Source organism: Rosenbergiella nectarea (assembly GCF_900111105.1).
In the GTDB taxonomy this organism is placed as follows: domain Bacteria; phylum Pseudomonadota; class Gammaproteobacteria; order Enterobacterales; family Enterobacteriaceae; genus Rosenbergiella; species Rosenbergiella nectarea.
Window position 1 is genome coordinate 80,746 of record NZ_FOGC01000005.1, and the last position, 18,359, is coordinate 99,104.

Annotated in this window: 13 protein-coding genes, 1 tRNA gene and 2 pseudogenes; 7 read left to right on the plus strand and 9 right to left on the minus strand. The window is 49.5% G+C overall.

What is annotated here, in order from left to right; genetic code table 11:
• The first annotated feature begins 7 nt into the window (after positions 1 to 7).
• Positions 8 to 724, plus strand: a complete 717-nt coding sequence (locus BMX14_RS07610; RefSeq protein ID WP_092675035.1) for an RNA polymerase sigma factor FliA — start codon at positions 8 to 10, stop codon at positions 722 to 724.
• A 38-nt stretch (positions 725 to 762) separates the two neighbouring features.
• On the opposite strand, the gene putA is transcribed toward BMX14_RS07610, so the two are convergent.
• A complete protein-coding gene (gene putA / locus BMX14_RS07615; RefSeq protein ID WP_092675038.1) occupies positions 763 to 4,707 on the minus strand; it encodes a trifunctional transcriptional regulator/proline dehydrogenase/L-glutamate gamma-semialdehyde dehydrogenase in 3,945 nt (1,314 codons plus the stop codon).
• Positions 4,708 to 5,081: 374 nt separating this feature from the next.
• On the opposite strand from putA, the gene putP reads away from it, so the two are divergent.
• Entirely contained in the window at positions 5,082 to 6,563 is a 1,482-nt protein-coding gene (gene putP / locus BMX14_RS07620) for a sodium/proline symporter PutP (protein WP_092675395.1), read from the plus strand.
• Positions 6,564 to 6,648: 85 nt separating this feature from the next.
• Here the strand turns inward: putP and efeB are convergent, their stop codons facing one another.
• The 4 genes and pseudogenes from efeB to BMX14_RS07640 all read right to left on the minus strand — a co-directional run bounded on the left by efeB (position 6,649) and on the right by BMX14_RS07640 (position 11,680).
• A complete protein-coding gene (efeB, locus tag BMX14_RS07625) occupies positions 6,649 to 7,908 on the minus strand; it encodes an iron uptake transporter deferrochelatase/peroxidase subunit (RefSeq protein ID WP_092675041.1) in 1,260 nt (419 codons plus the stop codon).
• A 3-nt stretch (positions 7,909 to 7,911) separates the two neighbouring features.
• Positions 7,912 to 9,117, minus strand: a complete 1,206-nt coding sequence (gene efeO, locus BMX14_RS07630; RefSeq protein ID WP_092675044.1) for an iron uptake system protein EfeO — start codon at positions 9,115 to 9,117, stop codon at positions 7,912 to 7,914.
• A gap of 5 nt (positions 9,118 to 9,122) precedes the next feature.
• Positions 9,123 to 10,670 carry an iron uptake transporter permease EfeU gene (efeU, locus tag BMX14_RS07635; RefSeq protein ID WP_092675047.1) on the minus strand — a complete coding sequence of 516 codons (1,548 nt, stop codon included), beginning with the start codon at positions 10,668 to 10,670 and terminating at the stop codon, positions 9,123 to 9,125.
• Positions 10,671 to 10,847: 177 nt separating this feature from the next.
• A pseudogene (locus BMX14_RS07640) lies at positions 10,848 to 11,680 on the minus strand (MBL fold metallo-hydrolase).
• A gap of 560 nt (positions 11,681 to 12,240) precedes the next feature.
• On the opposite strand from BMX14_RS07640, the gene phoH reads away from it, so the two are divergent.
• The 4 genes and pseudogenes from phoH to BMX14_RS07655 all read left to right on the plus strand — a co-directional run bounded on the left by phoH (position 12,241) and on the right by BMX14_RS07655 (position 14,628).
• Complete coding sequence (phoH, locus tag BMX14_RS07645) at positions 12,241 to 13,029, plus strand: phosphate starvation-inducible protein PhoH (protein ID WP_092675051.1); 789 nt, start codon at positions 12,241 to 12,243, stop codon at positions 13,027 to 13,029.
• Positions 13,030 to 13,089: 60 nt separating this feature from the next.
• Entirely contained in the window at positions 13,090 to 13,419 is a 330-nt protein-coding gene (locus BMX14_RS07650) for a hypothetical protein (protein ID WP_092675054.1), read from the plus strand.
• Positions 13,420 to 13,434: 15 nt separating this feature from the next.
• Positions 13,435 to 13,569 carry a hypothetical protein gene (locus BMX14_RS17025; RefSeq protein WP_268993443.1) on the plus strand — a complete coding sequence of 45 codons (135 nt, stop codon included), beginning with the start codon at positions 13,435 to 13,437 and terminating at the stop codon, positions 13,567 to 13,569.
• 73 nt (positions 13,570 to 13,642) lie between these two features.
• Positions 13,643 to 14,628: pseudogene (locus BMX14_RS07655) on the plus strand (NAD(P)H-dependent flavin oxidoreductase).
• Positions 14,629 to 14,633: 5 nt separating this feature from the next.
• Here the strand turns inward: BMX14_RS07655 and umuC are convergent.
• The 4 genes from umuC to msrA all read right to left on the minus strand — a co-directional run bounded on the left by umuC (position 14,634) and on the right by msrA (position 17,314).
• Complete coding sequence (umuC, locus tag BMX14_RS07660; RefSeq protein WP_092675057.1) at positions 14,634 to 15,896, minus strand: translesion error-prone DNA polymerase V subunit UmuC; 1,263 nt, start codon at positions 15,894 to 15,896, stop codon at positions 14,634 to 14,636.
• Positions 15,896 to 16,318 carry a translesion error-prone DNA polymerase V autoproteolytic subunit gene (gene umuD, locus BMX14_RS07665; protein ID WP_092675060.1) on the minus strand — a complete coding sequence of 141 codons (423 nt, stop codon included), beginning with the start codon at positions 16,316 to 16,318 and terminating at the stop codon, positions 15,896 to 15,898. Before umuD ends, umuC begins: the two co-directional genes overlap by 1 nt.
• A 236-nt stretch (positions 16,319 to 16,554) precedes the next feature.
• Positions 16,555 to 16,642: transfer RNA gene (locus BMX14_RS07670), tRNA-Ser, on the minus strand.
• Positions 16,643 to 16,780: 138 nt separating this feature from the next.
• Positions 16,781 to 17,314, minus strand: a complete 534-nt coding sequence (msrA, locus tag BMX14_RS07675; protein WP_092675063.1) for a peptide-methionine (S)-S-oxide reductase MsrA — start codon at positions 17,312 to 17,314, stop codon at positions 16,781 to 16,783.
• A 279-nt stretch (positions 17,315 to 17,593) separates the two neighbouring features.
• On the opposite strand from msrA, the gene otsB reads away from it, so the two are divergent.
• Positions 17,594 to 18,358: a trehalose-phosphatase gene (gene otsB / locus BMX14_RS07680; RefSeq protein ID WP_092675066.1), complete on the plus strand. Its 765-nt coding sequence runs from the start codon at positions 17,594 to 17,596 to the stop codon at positions 18,356 to 18,358.
• The last annotated feature ends 1 nt before the right edge of the window (position 18,359 follow it).

Genomic DNA, 18,359 nt, shown 5'->3' on the forward strand with positions numbered 1-18,359 from the left:
CTGCACAGTGGAGTGTCTATATAATCAAGAAGGGCTACAGGATGAAGCGATCGATTGGCCGCGTTACTTACAATTAGTACGCCATGAGGCATTAAGGTTGCAGGTTCGTCTGCCAGCCAGTGTTGATGTAGACGATTTAATCCAAGCTGGCGCAATGGGCTTGATGAATGCGATTTCGCGATTTGATGCGCAGCAAGGGACTGCTTTTACCACCTACGCGGCACAGCGTATTCGTGGCGCAATGCTTGATGAATTACGTAACCTTGACTGGGCACCACGACGGGTCAGGCGTGATGCTCGAAATGTTGCTGCGGCAATCGCAAAAATTGAGCAGCAAACTGGCTGTAATGCCACGGAAAAAGAGATTATTTCAGCGTTGAATGTCAGCCGAGAAGAGTATCGCACTATTTTGAGGGAGACGAATAATAGCCAGCTTTTTTCGCTAGATAATCTCTATGAAGACCATAGCGATGCCGCTGATCAATTTTTTGCCGCGATGGACGATCAGAATCCACTTGATTCACTTATTGATCAAGATCTGCGTCAACAAATTATTGCGGCGATCGCTCTCCTTCCAGAACGAGAGCAGCAGGTTCTCAGTCTTTATTATCAGGATGAATTGAATTTAAAAGAGATTGGCGCAGTGTTGGGAGTGGGGGAGTCGCGGGTCAGTCAGATCCATAGTCAAGCAATCAAAAGGCTGAGCAGCCGATTACGCGAATAAGCAAGGCATGGGGACATGCCTTGCTTATTTAGTTTTGATTAACCAATCGTCATTAGGCTAGCATTTCCCCCGGCAGCAGCGGTATTGACGCTTAGTGAACGTTCGAATAAGAAGCGTTCCAGCGCGATATTCGTTTCACCTTGATCATAACCTTGCACGATAGCAATTGGCCCAGATCGTTCGGCCACTTGTTGACACAATGCGGTAAGTTGGTCGGTATCTCCATGGTAGATCACGGCATCATAGCGATCATTGACAGCCTCTGCGGAGAGGTCAATGCAGTTGCGCACCGCATCCGGTAAGGTGGCCAGTAGCTGCTGGTGTTCAGAATCGTCAGGCCATAATGCACGACTGCCACAGGCAGTCACGGCGGCTAATTGTATTAATCGATCTGAAGCCTGTTTAGCGATACAGAGTACTCGGGCGCGAGGCAGTAATTGATAGGTGTTACGCTCACCTGTGGGACCCGGCAACAGCGCAATACGATTCGATACCGTGGTATCACGGTATATCTCACAAGCTTGTGCAAGAACATTATGCTGATTCTGTTCCGCCCATAGCTGTAAAGCGCTCACTGGAGCGACATCAGAAGGTTGATCCGCCGTCGAATGCAAAGGCAGGCGTGACAGTGTCACTTTTGAGGCATTGTTCGGTGAGCTGGACAATAAGCGGGTGAGGTAGAGCGGGCCACCGGCTTTCGGTCCGGTACCGGATAATCCTTCCCCGCCAAAAGGTTGTACGCCGACGACCGCACCCACCATATTACGGTTGACGTAGAGGTTTCCTGCCTGCATACGCTCAGTCGCCAGGCTAATGGTTTCATCAATACGACTGTGCACACCGAAGGTCAGTCCGTAACCTAATTGATTAATTTCAGACAGTAAGCGAGGTAGATTTTTACTGTTGTAGCGTACCACGTGCAATACTGGGCCAAAGATTTCACGGGTTAAGTCTGCCGCAGAGTTGAGTTCAATGAGTGTCGGGCGAACGAAGGTGCCTTGTGAAAGGCTTTGACTGTCGCGCTCTCCATGCCAGCTGAACTGTGTGACCTTAAAGCCTCGTTGCTGCATAGCGTCAATATGATTGACGATATTATCGCGGGCCTCTTCATCGATAACTGGGCCAATATCGGTGGTCAGTAATTCTGGGTTTCCGACACGATATTCTGCCATTGCCCCTCGCAACATTTTTAGGGTGTGGTCAGCAATATCTTCCTGTACACAGAGTAGGCGTAACGCTGAGCAACGTTGGCCCGCGCTATCAAATGCCGAGGCAACAATATCGACCACAACTTGTTCAGTAAGGGCGGATGAATCGACTACCATTGCATTGATTCCGCCGGTTTCTGCAATTAAGGGAATTGGACGGCCTTGCGGATCGAGGCGCTTAGCCAGTTCGCGTTGTAGCAAGGTGGCGACAGCAGTCGAACCCGTAAACATCACGCCGCGTGTGCGTTTATCGGCAACTAAGCGCGCGCCAACACGTTCACCATCACCTGGCAGGAATTGCAGCACACCTTGTGGAATGCCCGCTTCTAATAATATCGAAACGGCCTGATAGGCGATTAATGGCGTCTGTTCGGCCGGTTTAGCCACTACGGTATTGCCAGCGGCGAGCGCCGCAGCGACTTGCCCAGTAAAGATTGCCAGCGGGAAGTTCCACGGGCTAATACAGACGATCGGGCCAAGGGGACGATGGGTTTCGTTATCGAAATCTTGCGTCACTTGGTCAGCGTAATAGGTGAGGAAGTCTACCGCTTCGCGCACTTCAGCGATGGCGTTTGCATAAGTTTTACCGGCTTCTCTGACCAGTAAGCCCATCAACGTTTGTAACTGACCTTCCATTAACATCGCGGCGCGTTTCAGGATGGCCGCACGCTCTTCAGACGGCGTCGCAAACCAGATAGCACTGGCTTCATGGCTAGCATCCAACGCTAAATCGACTTGTGCTTCACTGGCGTTAATGACTTCACCGACGATATCGGTTAAGTAGGATGGGTTGCGTACCGGTTGTCCGGCCTCGTTTTCGCTTTCAACCCCCAGCACCGGCTTGGCGACCCAAGATTGCGATGCGGTAGTGAGTAGGGCGCTGGATAGCGAGGCTAACCGATGCTCATTCGCCATATCCAAGCCTGATGAGTTGTCACGGCTGCCATACAGCTGGCGTGGAAGGGGGATGCGCGGATGAGGAAGACCCACTTGCCCTTCTTCTCGTGTAAACGTATTAATTGTCGCGACGGGATCGACAATCAGCTCTTCAACGCTTAACGATTTATCCGCGACGCGATTAACAAAGGAGGTATTCGCGCCATTCTCTAATAGTCGACGGACTAAATAAGCGAGCAGCGTTTCGTGAGTGCCGACCGGAGCATAGATCCGGCATGGGCGGTTGAGTTTTCCATCGGTAGTTTTTCCTACTACCTGATCATAAAGCGGTTCACCCATGCCATGTAGGCATTGGAATTCGTATTGGCCTGGGTAGTAGTTATTACCGGCCAATTGATAGATTGTCGCTAAGCTGTGTGCATTGTGCGTGGCGAATTGCGGATAAATGAGATTGGGGGCCGCTAATAGCTTTCTCGCACAAGCAATATAGGCGGCATCGGTATACACCTTACGGGTATAAACGGGATAATCTTCAAGACCTTCGGCTTGTGCACGTTTGATCTCGCTATCCCAATAAGCCCCTTTCACTAAGCGGATCATTAGGCGACGTTGGCTACGCGCGGCCAAATCAATAAGTTCATCAATCACGAAAGGACAGCGTTTTTGATAAGCTTGAATAACGAAGCCAATACCGTTCCAGCCAGCCAGTGCAGGTTCAAAGCAAAGTTTCTCTAATAAATCCAGAGAGAGTTCGAGACGGTCGGCTTCTTCCGCATCAATATTGATACCAATATCATACTCGCGTGCTAATAGCGTCAGTGATTTGAGAATAGGGTAAAGCTCTTCCATCACGCGATCGTACTGCGCACGTTGATAGCGCGGGTGTAAGGCAGAGAGTTTAATGGAGATGCCTGGGCCTTCATAAATCCCCCGACCATTAGACGCTTTACCAATCGCGTGAATGGCCTGCTGGTAAGAGTGTAGATAGGCTTTGGCATCCTCGGCGGTCAGCGCCGCTTCACCCAGCATGTCGTACGAGTAGCGGAAACCTTTGTCTTCTAGCTTACGGGCGTTCGCTAACGCTTCGGCAATTGATTCGCCGGTCACAAACTGCTCGCCCATTAGGCGCATCGCCATGTCGATACCTTTACGAATTAGGGGCTCACCACTTTTACCGATAATGCGGTTAAGGGAGCGCGACATATTGACTTCATTATGGGTCGAGACCAGTTTTCCGGTGACTAACAATCCCCAGGTTGCCGCATTAACAAACATAGAGTTGCTTTGCCCAAGATGAGAGTACCAATCACCGTGGCTAATTTTATCGCGAATGAGCGCATCACGAGTGGGTTTATCGGGGATCCGTAGCAGCGCTTCGGCTAAGCACATCAAAGCGACTCCCTCCTGAGAGGATAGGGAGAACTCTTGCAGAAGACTCTGCACTAATCCTGAACGGCCACCTTGGTTCTTTTGATTACGTAGTTTTTCGCTTAAGTGTAGGGCAAGGGCATGAACTTTCTCTGCAACCTCTGGGCTCACTTTTGCTTGTTCCAGCACCATCGGTACCATATCCACTTCTGGACGACGCCATGCGGCGGTCACAGCAGAACGTTTCACGCTCTGTGGCAGTACGTGCTCGGCGAACTCAAGGAAAGGCTGGTAAGGCGTGGCAATCTCTGCCGTTTCATGGGCAGAAGACTCGATGGATGAGACGGAAGCGGTAGGGAAAATGGTTTCACCTGCTTCGACCTGTGCAAGTAGATTAAAAATGGCCTGTTTGATTAGCCAGTGCGGTGTGCGATCTATTTTTACCGCAGCACGCTTAAGTCGTTCGCGGGTTTCATCATCAAGTTTCACGCCCATTGTGGTGTGTGCCATGCCAGTTCCTCATCATAGAATTCAATAAAAGGTTGCACCTTGACTATCGCTTGAGTTGCACCTTTGGCGCAACCCATTTGTAGTAAAAAAGTGAACAAATTTAATTAAAGGATATTTATTAGTGGATTAATTCAAAATAAAAGCCGTGATAAGTGGGATTTAGTTCAAATAAAAAGCTTTGCAGAATAAAAAAACTTGACCAAGATCCCTGTTTTATAAATCGGGAAGTGAAGCCTATCGCTTTTATGTTAAAAGTTTGTATACATTGCAACCGACGGTGCAACTCTCACAATTCGAAATGTAGGCGACAGCGATAAAAAAAGAATATCTTAATTAGGAAAACTCATTGATAATACTAATAAAATAGAGGATTGATCATGGTAAGTACTCCCTTGTTAGTGACATTCTGTATCTATATTGCAGGAATGTTACTTATCGGTTTTATGGCATGGCGATCGACGAAAGATTTCGACGATTTTATTTTGGGTGGCCGGAGTTTAGGCAGTTTTGTCACCGCATTGTCTGCGGGAGCCTCGGACATGAGTGGTTGGTTACTAATGGGATTACCCGGGGCAATTTTTCTTTCGGGGATTTCAGAAAGTTGGATAGCGATTGGTTTAATACTGGGTGCTTGGATTAACTGGAAGATTGTGGCGGGTCGTCTACGGGTACAAACCGAGCATCATGGTAATGCGTTAACCCTTCCTGATTACTTCACTCATCGTTTTGAAGATCGTGGTAAGATTTTAAGGGTAATTTCAGCCCTGATTATTCTGGTCTTTTTCACCATCTATTGTGCCTCAGGCATTGTTGCGGGGGCGCGACTCTTCGAAAGTACCTTTGGTATGGACTACACCACGGCCTTGTGGGCAGGGGCTGCCGCGACGATTGCGTATACCTTTCTAGGGGGATTTTTAGCGGTCAGCTGGACGGATACTGTTCAAGCCAGCTTGATGATTTTTGCGCTGATCCTAACGCCGGTGATGGTTATCATCGCGGTGGGTGGTGTCGATACCTCGTTAGAGGTCATTCGTCACATCGATCCACAGCGATTGAATATCTTTAACAATCTTAGCTTCGTAGCGATTATCTCCTTACTGGGATGGGGGCTAGGTTACTTTGGTCAGCCCCATATCCTAGCGCGCTTTATGGCCGCAGATTCTCATCATTCTATGCGCAGGGCTCGCCGTATCGGGATGACGTGGATGATCCTCTGCTTAGCAGGCGCGGTGGCGGTCGGTTTCTTCGGTATTGCCTACTTTGCGGATAATCCCTCACAGGCAGCGGAAGTAACGGGTAACAGTGAGCGTATTTTTATCGAGCTAACGCGTATTCTGTTCAACCCTTGGATCGCGGGTATCTTGCTTTCCGCTATTTTAGCGGCAGTGATGTCAACCTTGAGTTGCCAACTCTTGGTGTGTTCAAGTGCATTAACCGAAGACTTCTATAAAGGTTTTATCCGCAAGAATGCGGGCCAACGCGAGAAAGTCTGGGTTGGTCGCTTAATGGTGCTGATTGTTGCCCTTGTCGCGATAGCCTTAGCCAGCAATCCTGATAATAAAGTACTTGGACTGGTAAGTTATGCTTGGGCTGGTTTTGGTGCAGCGTTTGGGCCAGTCATTCTGCTCAGTGTTTGCTGGTCAGGAATGAGTCGTAACGGCGCGTTGGTTGGCATGGTTGTTGGAACGCTCACTGTCATCATCTGGAAACAGTTTGCGTGGTTGGGTCTGTATGAAATTATTCCAGGCTTCCTGTTCGCGACAGCGGCGATTGTATTGGTGAGTCTGTGTGGTAAAGGGCCTTCACAACAGGTGCGTGACCGCTTCCATCATGCCAATCAAGAGTATTCAAAATAGCGTCAGATTGCTATTTTTTGAGCGGGTTTCCTTAAAAAATCATCCGGCAGCTAAGCGAGAAAATGCTTATCTGCCGGGTTGTTATCTAGCTAAATAGCGCCGCTCCGATGTAACTCCCTTCTTTTGCCGCAGGGGGAATAAAGAACAGTCCGCTACCGATATGCGAGATATACTCATTCAGGGCATCGGCTGCCCCCAACTTACGCTGCAGTGTTTCGAAATGAGCCGGATCATTCTGGTAACTGATAAACAGTAAGCCAGCATCGAGTTGCCCATACTGATTCAAGCCATCGGTGTAGTTGTAAGAACGCCGTAAAATTCTCACACCTTGATTATTTTCATGAGCCGCTAGCCGAATATGAGCGGTAGCCGGTATCACTAATTCTCCCTCGCTGTCCTTTTTATGGAAGTCAGGCGTATCGAATTCGTGGGTGCCCGATAATGGCGCGCCGGAAAGTTTATGGCGACCGAATACTTGGTTTTGATCGCTGACGCGGTCGGTATCCCAGTTTTCAATGTTCATCTTAATTTTGCGTACCACTTGGTAACTTCCTTCTTGTTGCCAAGCGGGGCCATCCTTAATCCAAACATGTCGAGTAAAGTCTGCTGGCTCAACTAAATTGCGGGTACCGTCTTTAAAGCCAAACAAATTACGAGGTGTCTCTTGGCCTTTTCCTGCTGAGGCACGTCCAAAGCCCATCACTGTCCAGCGGGTTTGGGCCGAACCCGTACTTTTCGCGATACGGGCCAATACACGAATGGCATGGTAGGCCACTTGCGGGTCATCGGCACAGGCTTGCAGTGAGAGATCGCCTCCACTCAGTTCAGGTTGCAGATTATCACTCGGCAAGGCGGCAAGCGGCCGTAAATGTGGGGGACATTTTGCGGCAAGGCCGTAGGTATCGGTGAAGATCGAGGGGCCCATCCCTATCGTTACCGTTAATGAAGCAGGGTCTAAGCCTACTGCCTCGCCGGTATCCGTACCCACACTACCCGTTCTCGAGGGTTCGACGGTACCGACTGCCGCGCCTTGGACCAGTTGAGCAATGGCAGCCGACCAGCGAGCGAGCAAAATTTGCAGCGCTTGCGCGGTAGGCGTTGTCATATCAAACGTCATCAACATAATATGGCGCTGGGGGGGTGTCGTAACGCCTGCTTGCCCACGGTCACCATAAAATGGCCATTGATGGGAGAGGTCTATATTATCTTTCTCACCAGCCCCTGCGGCAGAGGCCAGTGTTGGTGAGAGGGCGGGGAGCGTTAGCGCGCTGGCTAACGATCCTTTTAACATATTACGACGTGAGACGAGGCCATGAGAAAAACCTGGCTTATCGTGACGACTCATGACTTAGGCTCCAGCGTGGGTAGCGACTTTCTCAGCAATGTGTGAAAGTGGCTCTTGTAAGGCTTGTATTGCACGGCTTAATTTTGCCGCATTTTCTGCTTTCAGCGTGCGAGTGTAAGGGCGATAGCCTCCTAAACTTTTACTATCACGGTATTGATCAAGCAATTTACGCACCGCACTAAATTGTTCACTGACCTGTTTGGTCAGTGCCGGGTCAATTTTTGCTAATCCAGGCTGTAAATAAGCAAAGGCTTGCATTGCCCCTTCAACATTTCCTGCAAAGTCGACCAAGTCGATATGGCTGTAAGCTTCTTCCTCACCATTGATTTTGGTATTTTGGACTTCTTCAAGGAGGTCCGCCGCACCGTTGGCTAAATCTTCAGGTTTGTAAGTTAGGCCTTTCACCTGTTTGTTTAATTCCGCAACGTGAATCACTAAGCCTTTGGCGGTTTGCTGTGTATTCTTATCAATTTTTCCTTTCTCAAAGAGATCACGCTCAATCGCATGGAAGCCATGCCAGCCGACCGCCGGGTCGAGGTTTGAGGCGCGCATATCAATCAGATAATCTAAGTTACCGGCATTATCCGTCGCTTTAAAGCCGGGTAATAAGAAACCGTCCACATCAGATTCAATACGCTCATACAAAGGACGAGCCTGTGCGTAGGCGACTTTCGCTTGTTCAAGCTGTCCGGCATTGATTGCCGTTTGGAGTTTCGCCACGGCGTTAACCATGCCAGCCACGGTACTCTCCACATAGCGTCCATAGTTATCTGTCCCTTGTTTTAATAGGGCGCTGATGCTGTCGGATGATTGTGCGTTGCGCTGGCCACTTACCGTAAAGTTAACCAATTCTTGTGACGCACCCGGGCAGTAAATTTGATAATTACCCCCCTCTAAGTTCAATGTAAATTTCACCGCCGGTAAGCCGGGCGCTAAGTTCTCTTTCTCGCCTAAAATACGGTTGTTATTGAGCAGTTCGATCTCAGTGATCGCGGTGGCGGTTTTGTTCACAATATTGAAGGTGATGGGACCGGCATTTACCTTATTGTTATCGAGCAGACATTGACCCCCGTTATCGCCGGTTAACGTAATATTAACCTGAGTGACTGCGGGGGTAGGGGCCGCATGAGATGCACCTGCGGTCAGTAAAAGTAACGCAAGGGCGCTCATTTTTAGAGCGGGGTGACGTAATGGTTGCTGTTTCATCATAGTTGTTATCTCATTATGTTTTTAGCGTTATGGATTAATTTTTTTTTGCTGCCGACACTCAGTGCCAGCGCACCGAGGCTAATTACCCCTAATAGGATAGGTAACTTATGCTGCAGGAAGTCGTAGAGGGTTTCTGTCTCCTGATAGCGGGTCAACGCTTGGTTTGTATAGCGTTGCCATGCAGCACTGGTCTGCCATGGGCAGCCTACGATAGTTGGCGATAGGGTCACACTCATTAATCTTGGCGATTGTAAGCCACTGCCGCTTAGGGTTAACAGGCTATTAGCGGTACTGTGTGCCGCGATAATCTGCCCCTGCTGTACTGTCAGTGTAACCTGACAGCTTAATTGCCATTGGCTTTGATAGGGGCCAGGGTGCTGTTGAGGATGCAGCCCTGGTGGAACCCGTTGGTGATAGAGCGCAATCACTTGGTCCAGAGAGAGTTGAGTGGGAGCATCAGGCCATCCCCGCTTCATCGTGATTGTTTTCTCCTCTGGCGTAGCCGCCACGGGCGGGTCGCTGAAGGGGATAAAGCGCGTAGATTGCCCGCTAAGGGTCAACTCAAGCCCATCGGCTTTGCGTGCCAAGGTACCCACAGGAAGTTCTGTTGCATCATGTTGATTGACCAGTGGCAGAGACGGCGACAGGTGAAACAGGGGCGGCGATAACAGCTTGGCGCAAATCACTGCGCCGATAAGCGTGACTAAGCTTAAGCCTTGTAACAGGCGGTAAGTCACCTTCGGGCTTGGCTTATAACGATGGGGCCAAGCTAAGAGTAAAACGAAGAGTGCCAGATAGCTTATCCAGCCTAGCACCTCTGCAGTACGTGGGTCGGCAGGGATCCCTAATACACCGGTGACTAGCGCGGCGCGAATAGACCCCGCTGGTAGTAGCCAGTAAAGATCCATTACCTTGTGTTGGCCGATGAGTAGCCAACCGGCTTCGTGAGCACTGCGCAGGGCAGAGACCACTAACCCTGCAGCAACGACAATCAGGAAAATACCGGTAATCTTAAAGAAACGCCCAAGGTTAAGGCGAATCCCCCCACGGAAGATCCCCCAACCGATAATCAGTGCCAGTAGTAGGCCAACCACTGCGCCAACGGTGGCCCAGACCGATGATTGCGCAGCGGAAAAAGTTGCCAACATAAAGACGCTGGTCTCGAATCCCTCTTTGAGTACGGCTAAAAAAGCCATAGTGGGTAATGCCCAGCGGCTCGATTGGCGTAAGGCCACGTTGGCCTCACTCTCGAGCTGATGCCGCAGTTGTGGCGCGTGTTGCTGCATCCAGATAATCATACTGCTGACAAAGATGACGGCAATGCTACCAATTATTGCCTCCATCGCTTCTTGCCCAGCTTGCGGCAAGGCGCGTTCTGTAAGACTGAGTCCAATCCCTACTAATAAAGAAAGTGATACGGCACCCAATACACCCCACCACATCGGGGATAACGGCTGATGATTTTTTCGTAAAAAGGTCGCGATAATACTGACGATTAGAACGGCTTCTAACCCTTCACGTAACGCGATGACCAAGGTGGCTAACACGCTCACTGTCTCTAAGTAAAGTAATGTAAATAGGAATGGTTAGTAATATCATTTCTATTAAGGTCTGTAAAAGTATTCTCACAGGTTAGCCGAGCCAGACATCCGATTTTTCGTATCAGAATATGTCGTTGGAGTCTCGAATATTGGAAGGTGAGACGTCACCCAGTCTTGTAAGCGCGGAGCCTAAGATCGCGTCACACGTCCATCGTCTTGTGATGAGCCGATGGACTGTAAGCAGGCAAGGTATTTTGCACTCGACTGTCTCACAATATCGTCACCCCGCTGCAGGATATCTTGTCCGCTAAAGGCACCATAAATTTTGGCAAAACGTAAGGGATTTAACCGATCCCTAATCGAGCGGACACTATGGGCGGGCAGTGGCAACAGGTTGGGATAGCTCCACATAAAAGAGACCGCATCGGCACCGGGAGTTACTTGAATAATATCTCCTGCTAATAGCACGCCCTCTGCCATCGACCAATGTAAAACGCTGCCTCCCGCAAAGTGCCCACCTAAACGTATTAGGCGTATCTGTGAGGTCAGTGAGAAGCTTTCTCCCTCCCACAGCCTGACCGCAGGGGATTTACGCATAATCCACTGTTGATCATCGCTGTGTAGATAAATCGGGGCATTAAATTCAGCGGCCCAATCTTGCATAGTGGTGGTGTAGTGGGGGTGTGATAAGGCGATAGCGGTTAAGCCACCTAGGGCGTGGACCAGGGCTTTGCTTGCATCGTCCAGACAGGCAATACAATCCCATAAGATATTCCCCTCAGGGGTCTGGATAATAAAAGCGCGTTGGCCGATAGCAAAATGTGGAACGGTTTGTAGACTAACAGCTAGGGCTGGTGCAGCGTCCATTGGTTGCGGTGGGTCGCCACAAAATGATTCTGTTCGACCCATTCTTGGCCCTTCACCGGGATATATTGGCGTTCATCCAGACAGATTTTACAGTTGTCTAGCGGTACGGAGTCGACGCGGTAAGACGTACCACAAGCTTTGCACAGGGTTATCATCAGACTCTCCAACTGATTTAACAGAGAGAAGATTCTAACGTTATTTACGTTAATAATTTGTTGCAAAGAGCTATTTCGACGTGATGGAAATGGCTGAAAGCGTGCGAATAGTCAACCCAGTCTTCATTACGATATCGACGCTAGCATCGCTCTTCCCGTTGGATGTGTTGTGCTGTAAAGGATTATCGGGATATCACAAAAATGTCTTTTTTTTGTGATAAATGTAATAAGTGTTGATTTCTTCTATAGTAATTAGACATAGTGTCTAGGCAACATCGTTCTATCACAATAACTGTTAGGGGATCGCAAATGAGACGACCTGGGTCAGTGGATAAACGACTTCTTTCACACTGCGCTCCGCTTTTCTCTTGTACTATGCTTTTCTCCCGATTTTTTCCTCTCACCGCAATTGATAGGTCTGTGCAGCTCTCTTGCGACAATGTACGTCAACGACTTCTAATCTCAGGCAGTAAGGCTCATAAGGAAGCTAACCTCTAAAGCGTTCAACTATACGTCGCCATTGGGCAGACGGTAACTGAAACCAACAGTAAGGTGCCATCATGGGAAGACAAAAAGCAGTAGTCAAAGCACGTCGTGAAGCAAAACGGGTTCTTCGTAGTGATGCGCGTAGTCATCGTTCACGCGAAGAAGAATCGGTTTCCTCTTTGGTTCATATGAGTGGTCTTGATGCAATTGGTATGGCGCGTGATGTTCGTGACCGCCAACCTATCGTTGCACGTAATGCGTCACAAGCTCATTATTTGCAGGCGATAACCGCTAAGTCATTGATTTTCGCTACAGGTGAAGCGGGATGCGGCAAAACCTGGGTCAGTGCAGCGAAAGCCGCAGAAGCCTTAATTAACAAAGATATTGAGCGGATCATTGTGACTCGCCCTGTTTTACAAGCTGATGAAGACTTGGGTTTCCTCCCTGGCGATATTTCTGAAAAATTTGCTCCTTACTTCCGCCCGGTCTATGACGTATTGGTCAAACGCTTGGGTTCCTCCTTTATGCACTATTGTTTACGCCCTGAAATTGCGAAAGTTGAAATTGCCCCTTTCGCTTATATGCGGGGGAGAACGTTTGAGAATGCTTTCGTTATTCTTGATGAGGCACAGAACGTTACCGCCTCGCAAATGAAAATGTTTTTAACTCGGTTAGGGGAAAACGTGACAGTGATTGTTAACGGCGATATTACCCAATGTGATCTTCCCGCAGGTGTTACCTCTGGGCTTGCCGATGCTATGCAGCGTTTTTCTGACGATGAGGTGGTTGGCGTGGTACGTTTTGGCGCAGAAGACTGTGTTCGTTCAGAACTCTGTCAACGCACACTACTCGCTTATCAATAGCCTGTCGAGTAAACCGCCCAGTCGGGCGGTTTTTTTATGTGTAGTCATCGAGGGAGACAGATGACAATAAGGATCAGAAAAGCGCGCGGGGGCGAAGCTGAGGTGTGTTGGCGTATCCGAAACTTAGCGATAGTAGAGCAATGCCAGGCCTGCTACCCCTTATCCGCTATTACGGCGTGGACGCCAGAGATAATGCCCAAACATTATCGACTGGCAATATTGGAAAACCCCTTTTATGTTGCAGAAAATTCACAAGGTCAGCTTTTAGCGACTGGGTATCTGGATGGTGCGACGCAGCGCGTTGAAGCGATGTTTACCTTACCGGCAGCGATGCGAAAGGGGTCAGCCGCGCGTATCATGACCTGCATTAAGCAAGAGGCGCTAGCGTGAGGCTTAAGCGCTATTGTGCGCTCTTCTACCCTTAACGCTCAAGGGTTTTATATTAAGCAGGGGGTTCAACGGGTGCGTAATGCTACCCACTATTCACCTGCCGCCGATTATGCTTTCGACTGCGTCGAGATGGTTTACCCGTTAGAGTAACTAAGCTATGCAAGGAATCAGTATGCCGTTGCTCACCCAATTGGGAATTCGTGATCCGATTTTTTTAGCGCCAATGGCTGGCATCACCACCCCAGCATTGGCCAGTCGGGTTTCTGAAGCGGGGGGCTTGGGGCCCTAGGGCTAGGCGCCGGTGATCCTTTTCAGGCCGCGGCCGCGATCAGGGCGACACAGCAGCTAACAAGCCAACCCTTTCAGGTAAATTTCTTCTGTCACCGTTCCGCGCCGTTGGATCCGGCTAAAAGCCGAGCGTGGTGTGAGTATCTTTCAGCGCATTTTGCGCAATTTGAGCAGGCTGTTCCTGCGCAACTTCTCGCCCCTTATGCTTCCTTTACTGACTCGCCTGAGTTACTTGACGTCATCCTTGCCACCCGCCCAGCGGTAGTCAGTTTTCACTTTGGTTTGCCGCCTAAATCCATCTTGCAAATCTTACAGCGTGCGAAAATCCCTTACTGGGTGAGCGTAACGCGACTGAGTGAGGCGCTCTATGCTCAACAACAGGGGTGTTCAGCCATCATTGCGCAAGGGATTGAAGCAGGGGGGCACCGCGCGACTTTCGACCCACTTTGTGACGCGGGGTTGAGTACCCGAGAATTATTGCAGCAGTTAGCCCCACAGATCTCGTTACCTATTATCAGTGCAGGGGGCGTGATGACCGGGGGGCAAATTAATCAACTGTTAACCCAAGGGGCGAGTGCTGCACAGTTGGGGACGGCGTTTATGGCTTGCCGAGAGTCTGCCGCCAGTGATCAGCTAAGACAACGTTTATCCAAGGCGAAGAGCACGCAAATTACCGATGTGATTTCTGGGCGGCCCGCTCGCGGTGTTATGGGGCGTTGGCAGCAAGAAATTGATAGCCCGATACGCCCCCCACATGCCGGCTACCCCTATAGTTACGCACTGGCTAAGCAACTGGATAAAATCGCTTGCGCGCAAGGCGTGACAGATTATCAGGTCTGTTGGGCAGGAACGGGGGTCACGGCATTACGACCTTTAGATGCGATTCTCTTGATGCAGACCCTGATCGCTGAGCTTCAATAGCCCCCTTATTTTGCCCAGGGGAGGTCTTGGTAACGCGTGGTATAGGCGGGGGATAATTTTTCCCGCTTCATCGCCCAGGTTTTTTGAATCCCTTGCCCTGCAAACCAAATCGTTCCTTTCCCACTTTGATTGATCCCATCGACAACGTGCATTAATGCGTCGCTGTTAGCGTGGGGGGCTAGCGGATCAAAAAGATTAAGCTGCGCCACGCCTTGCTGAAAAAAATCACCTAAGATAATTCCTGCTTTCATATAGCGCGGCCCCTCGCGCCAAATCTGATCAAGTAAAGAGAGAGCGAGTTGCACGATATCGCGCGTATCTTGGGAAGGGGTAAGAAGTTGACCGGTAAGTTGATTCGCATAATAAATTTCGCCTACAGCATGCGGGCTGGTACGGATAAAGACTCCTACTTGGCGGCAATACTGTTTTTCACCGCGTAATTTTTCTGCAGCGCGTACCGCATAATTACAGACCGCTTCACGCATCTGAACGTAGTCAGTGATACGCTGAGAAAATGAGCGGGAACAGAGTATCTGCTGCTTCACTGGCGCAAACTCCTCTAGGGCCAGACAGGGCTCGCCGCGCAATTCGCGTACTGTCCGTTCAACAATTACCGAAAAAGATTTACGGATAAACTGGGTATCTTGTTTGGCAAGATCTGCGGCAGTATAAACGCCGAGCTGTTGGAGTTTTTTGCTAAGCCGACGGCCAATTCCCCAAACTTCCTCTACCGGTATCAGCGGCAGCAGTTTGTTTTGTCGCAATGGCGAGGAGAGATCAACCACACCTGCGGTTTTTACCCATTTTTTCGCTGCATAATTGGCGAGCTTCGCCAGCGTCTTAGTGGGTGCAATCCCGACACCTACCATCAGGTGTGCTTCATTTTTAATGCGCTGTCGTACCTGTTGGCCATACTGCTCCAGCGAACAATATGCCGCCATACCGGTAAGGTTGAGGAAGGCCTCATCGATTGAATAGATTTCGACATGCGGGGCCATCTCTTCCAACAGGGTCATGACGCGATGGCTCATGTCCGCATAGAGGGCGTAATTAGAGCTAAAGACCGCTATTTTTTGTGGAAAAGTTTGCTGCGTCAGCTTGAAATAGGGCTCTCCCATCCGGATATTCAGCGCTTTGGCTTCCGCGGAGCGAGCGATAACACAGCCATCATTGTTGCTTAACACGACCACCGGTTTACCGCGCAAGTCGGGTCGAAAGATCGTTTCACATGAGGCATAGAACGAGTTGACATCGACTAACGCAAACATTAGGGATTCAGCGTTTTAATAACATGCTTTACGACGCCAAAAATTTCAAATTGGTCGACATCATCGATAGGAATGGCGGCGTAGGCACTATTTAACGGCAGAAGATGGAGGGTGGGTTTTAGCATCAGTTGCTTGACGGTAAACTCTCCTGCTAAGGACGCAACAATAATATCTCCCTGCTTGGCGGTTAAGGCGCTATCGACCACCAACATATCCCCCTCACTGATACCGCCGTCAATCATCGAGTCACCGCTCACTTTAACAAAATAGGTTGCGCTAGGGTGGCTGATGAGAAGTTGGTTGAGATCGATACGTTGCTCAACGTAGTCCAGAGCAGGGGAGGGAAAGCCGCAAGGAATGCGGCTACTAAACAAAGGTAGCTCAAGGAGCGCACGAATACGTGCAGGTTGATAACATAACATTGTCGTCTCTCAGATTAATACTGTAAATATATACAGTATCGATATTTTACTGAAAGGTGCAAGTAGCAAAATAGTGTATTTTAGTAACGCTATGATTGATAGAAAGATTTAGGAAATAGGGATCGTAAAGGGAAGAAATTAAGGCAAAAAAAACCCAGTGCACAGAGCACTGGGTTTCGTCATTAGCCTGGATGAGCTAATGGGGAAAAGAGTCATAGTAACTCTTTTACAGAATATGGCGGTGAGGGAGGGATTCGAACCCTCGATACGTTGCCGTATACACACTTTCCAGGCGTGCTCCTTCAGCCACTCGGACACCTCACCAAATTGTTTGTTATGCTTTGCAGCGCTAACGGGGCGGTACTATAGGGAGTCGCCCCGCAACGGTCAAGTACTATTTCACGCTTTTTGCTTATCCGCTCAAGAGCTGAGCGACTCGGCGGGATGTCGTGCTTTTTCAGCTTAATCCTTAACCCGATCTGCAAATTTCTTACGTAACTTCTGTAGCTTAGGCGGGATCACGGCCATACAGAAACCATTGTTTGCCCCCACGCGATCCCAATAATCTTGATGATAATCTTCAGCGGGGTACCACTCTGTAAAGGTTTCAATCGAGGTTACGATGGGTTGCGAGTGATCCTGCTGGGCAAGTTCAATCGCTTGTTCAGCCGTTTGTCGTTGTGCAGCATTGAGGGGAAAAATAGCGGAACGGTACTGTGTGCCGATATCGTTACCCTGACGATTAAGCTGGGTAGGATCGTGCGTAGCAAAACTGACCGCGAGGAGATCGGCATAGCTAATCTGCTCTGGGTCAAAACCAATACGAATGGCCTCTGCATGGCCAGTTGACCCACTACAGACTTGTTCATAAGTTGGATCCGCTGACGCACCACCGGTATAACCACTTTCTACAGACGATACCCCTTTCAAGCTTTGAAAGACGGCTTCGGTACACCAAAAACAGCCGCCTGCAATTATTGCGTATTCAGTTGCCATATAGACCTCATTGTTAACGTCATTTTTCACTGCTCTAGAGTAGCGGAATGTCTTCGCGGTGACTATGAACAGATTGTGCAGTAGGGCCAGCTGTGCCGCTCAAATTAGGTAACTTTCTGATTCGCCGCGCAATCGTCGAGATTGAGTCTATACTTAGTAACATTAATGAATCACATACCATTCCTAATTGTTACATTTTTATAACCTAATGAGGGGCGCCCACATGATGCGCCAAGTATGACCCTCACCGCTACGCGCAACCAAAGAAAGCGAGTATTTATGAATGAACCGCGGCAACTATGCCGACAACACGACTACGCCTTTTTTTTCGACATCGATGGTACGCTAGCCACCCTTCAAGCCACGCCAGAAGCCGTATCTATACCGGCTTCGGTAATGACTGACCTTAAGCAATTAACCCAAGAGGTAGGGGGAGCCGTCGCCTTTGTTTCGGGTCGACCGTTGAGCCAAATTGATACGCTGACGCATCCGCTGCAAGGGGCGGCGGCGGGTATCCACGGTGCCGAGATCCGTACATTTAACGCTGAACTTACGACCACCCACGTCGACGCGCAGCAGCTGGGTGAGATAGAACAACAATTATCACGCGAAATCGCCTCGTTGTCGGGTGTCCGTTTGGAAAAGAAAGGTATCGCGTTTGCTCTACATTACCGACAAGCGCCTACCGCACAGCAGGTATTGCAACGACTGGCGGACGCTATAGTAGAGCGCTATCCCGATTTTAAAGTTCAAGCAGGGAAATGCGTGTGGGAGATCAAGCCGCGCGCCTGCGATAAGGGCAAGGCCATACACTTCCTAATGCAGACCCCTCCCTTTACGAACCGAATTCCGGTTTTTGTTGGCGACGATGTAACAGATGAAGCTGGCTTTCAGTATGTGAATCGACAACAAGGTATTTCCATCAAGATTGGTCGCGGCGAGAGCGCAGCAACCCACCGAATGAGTAATGTGACAGCGCTGTATCAGTGGCTACACGACCTAGCAAACAATAACGTAAACCTAGATGAAATGAGGAGTGTATAGT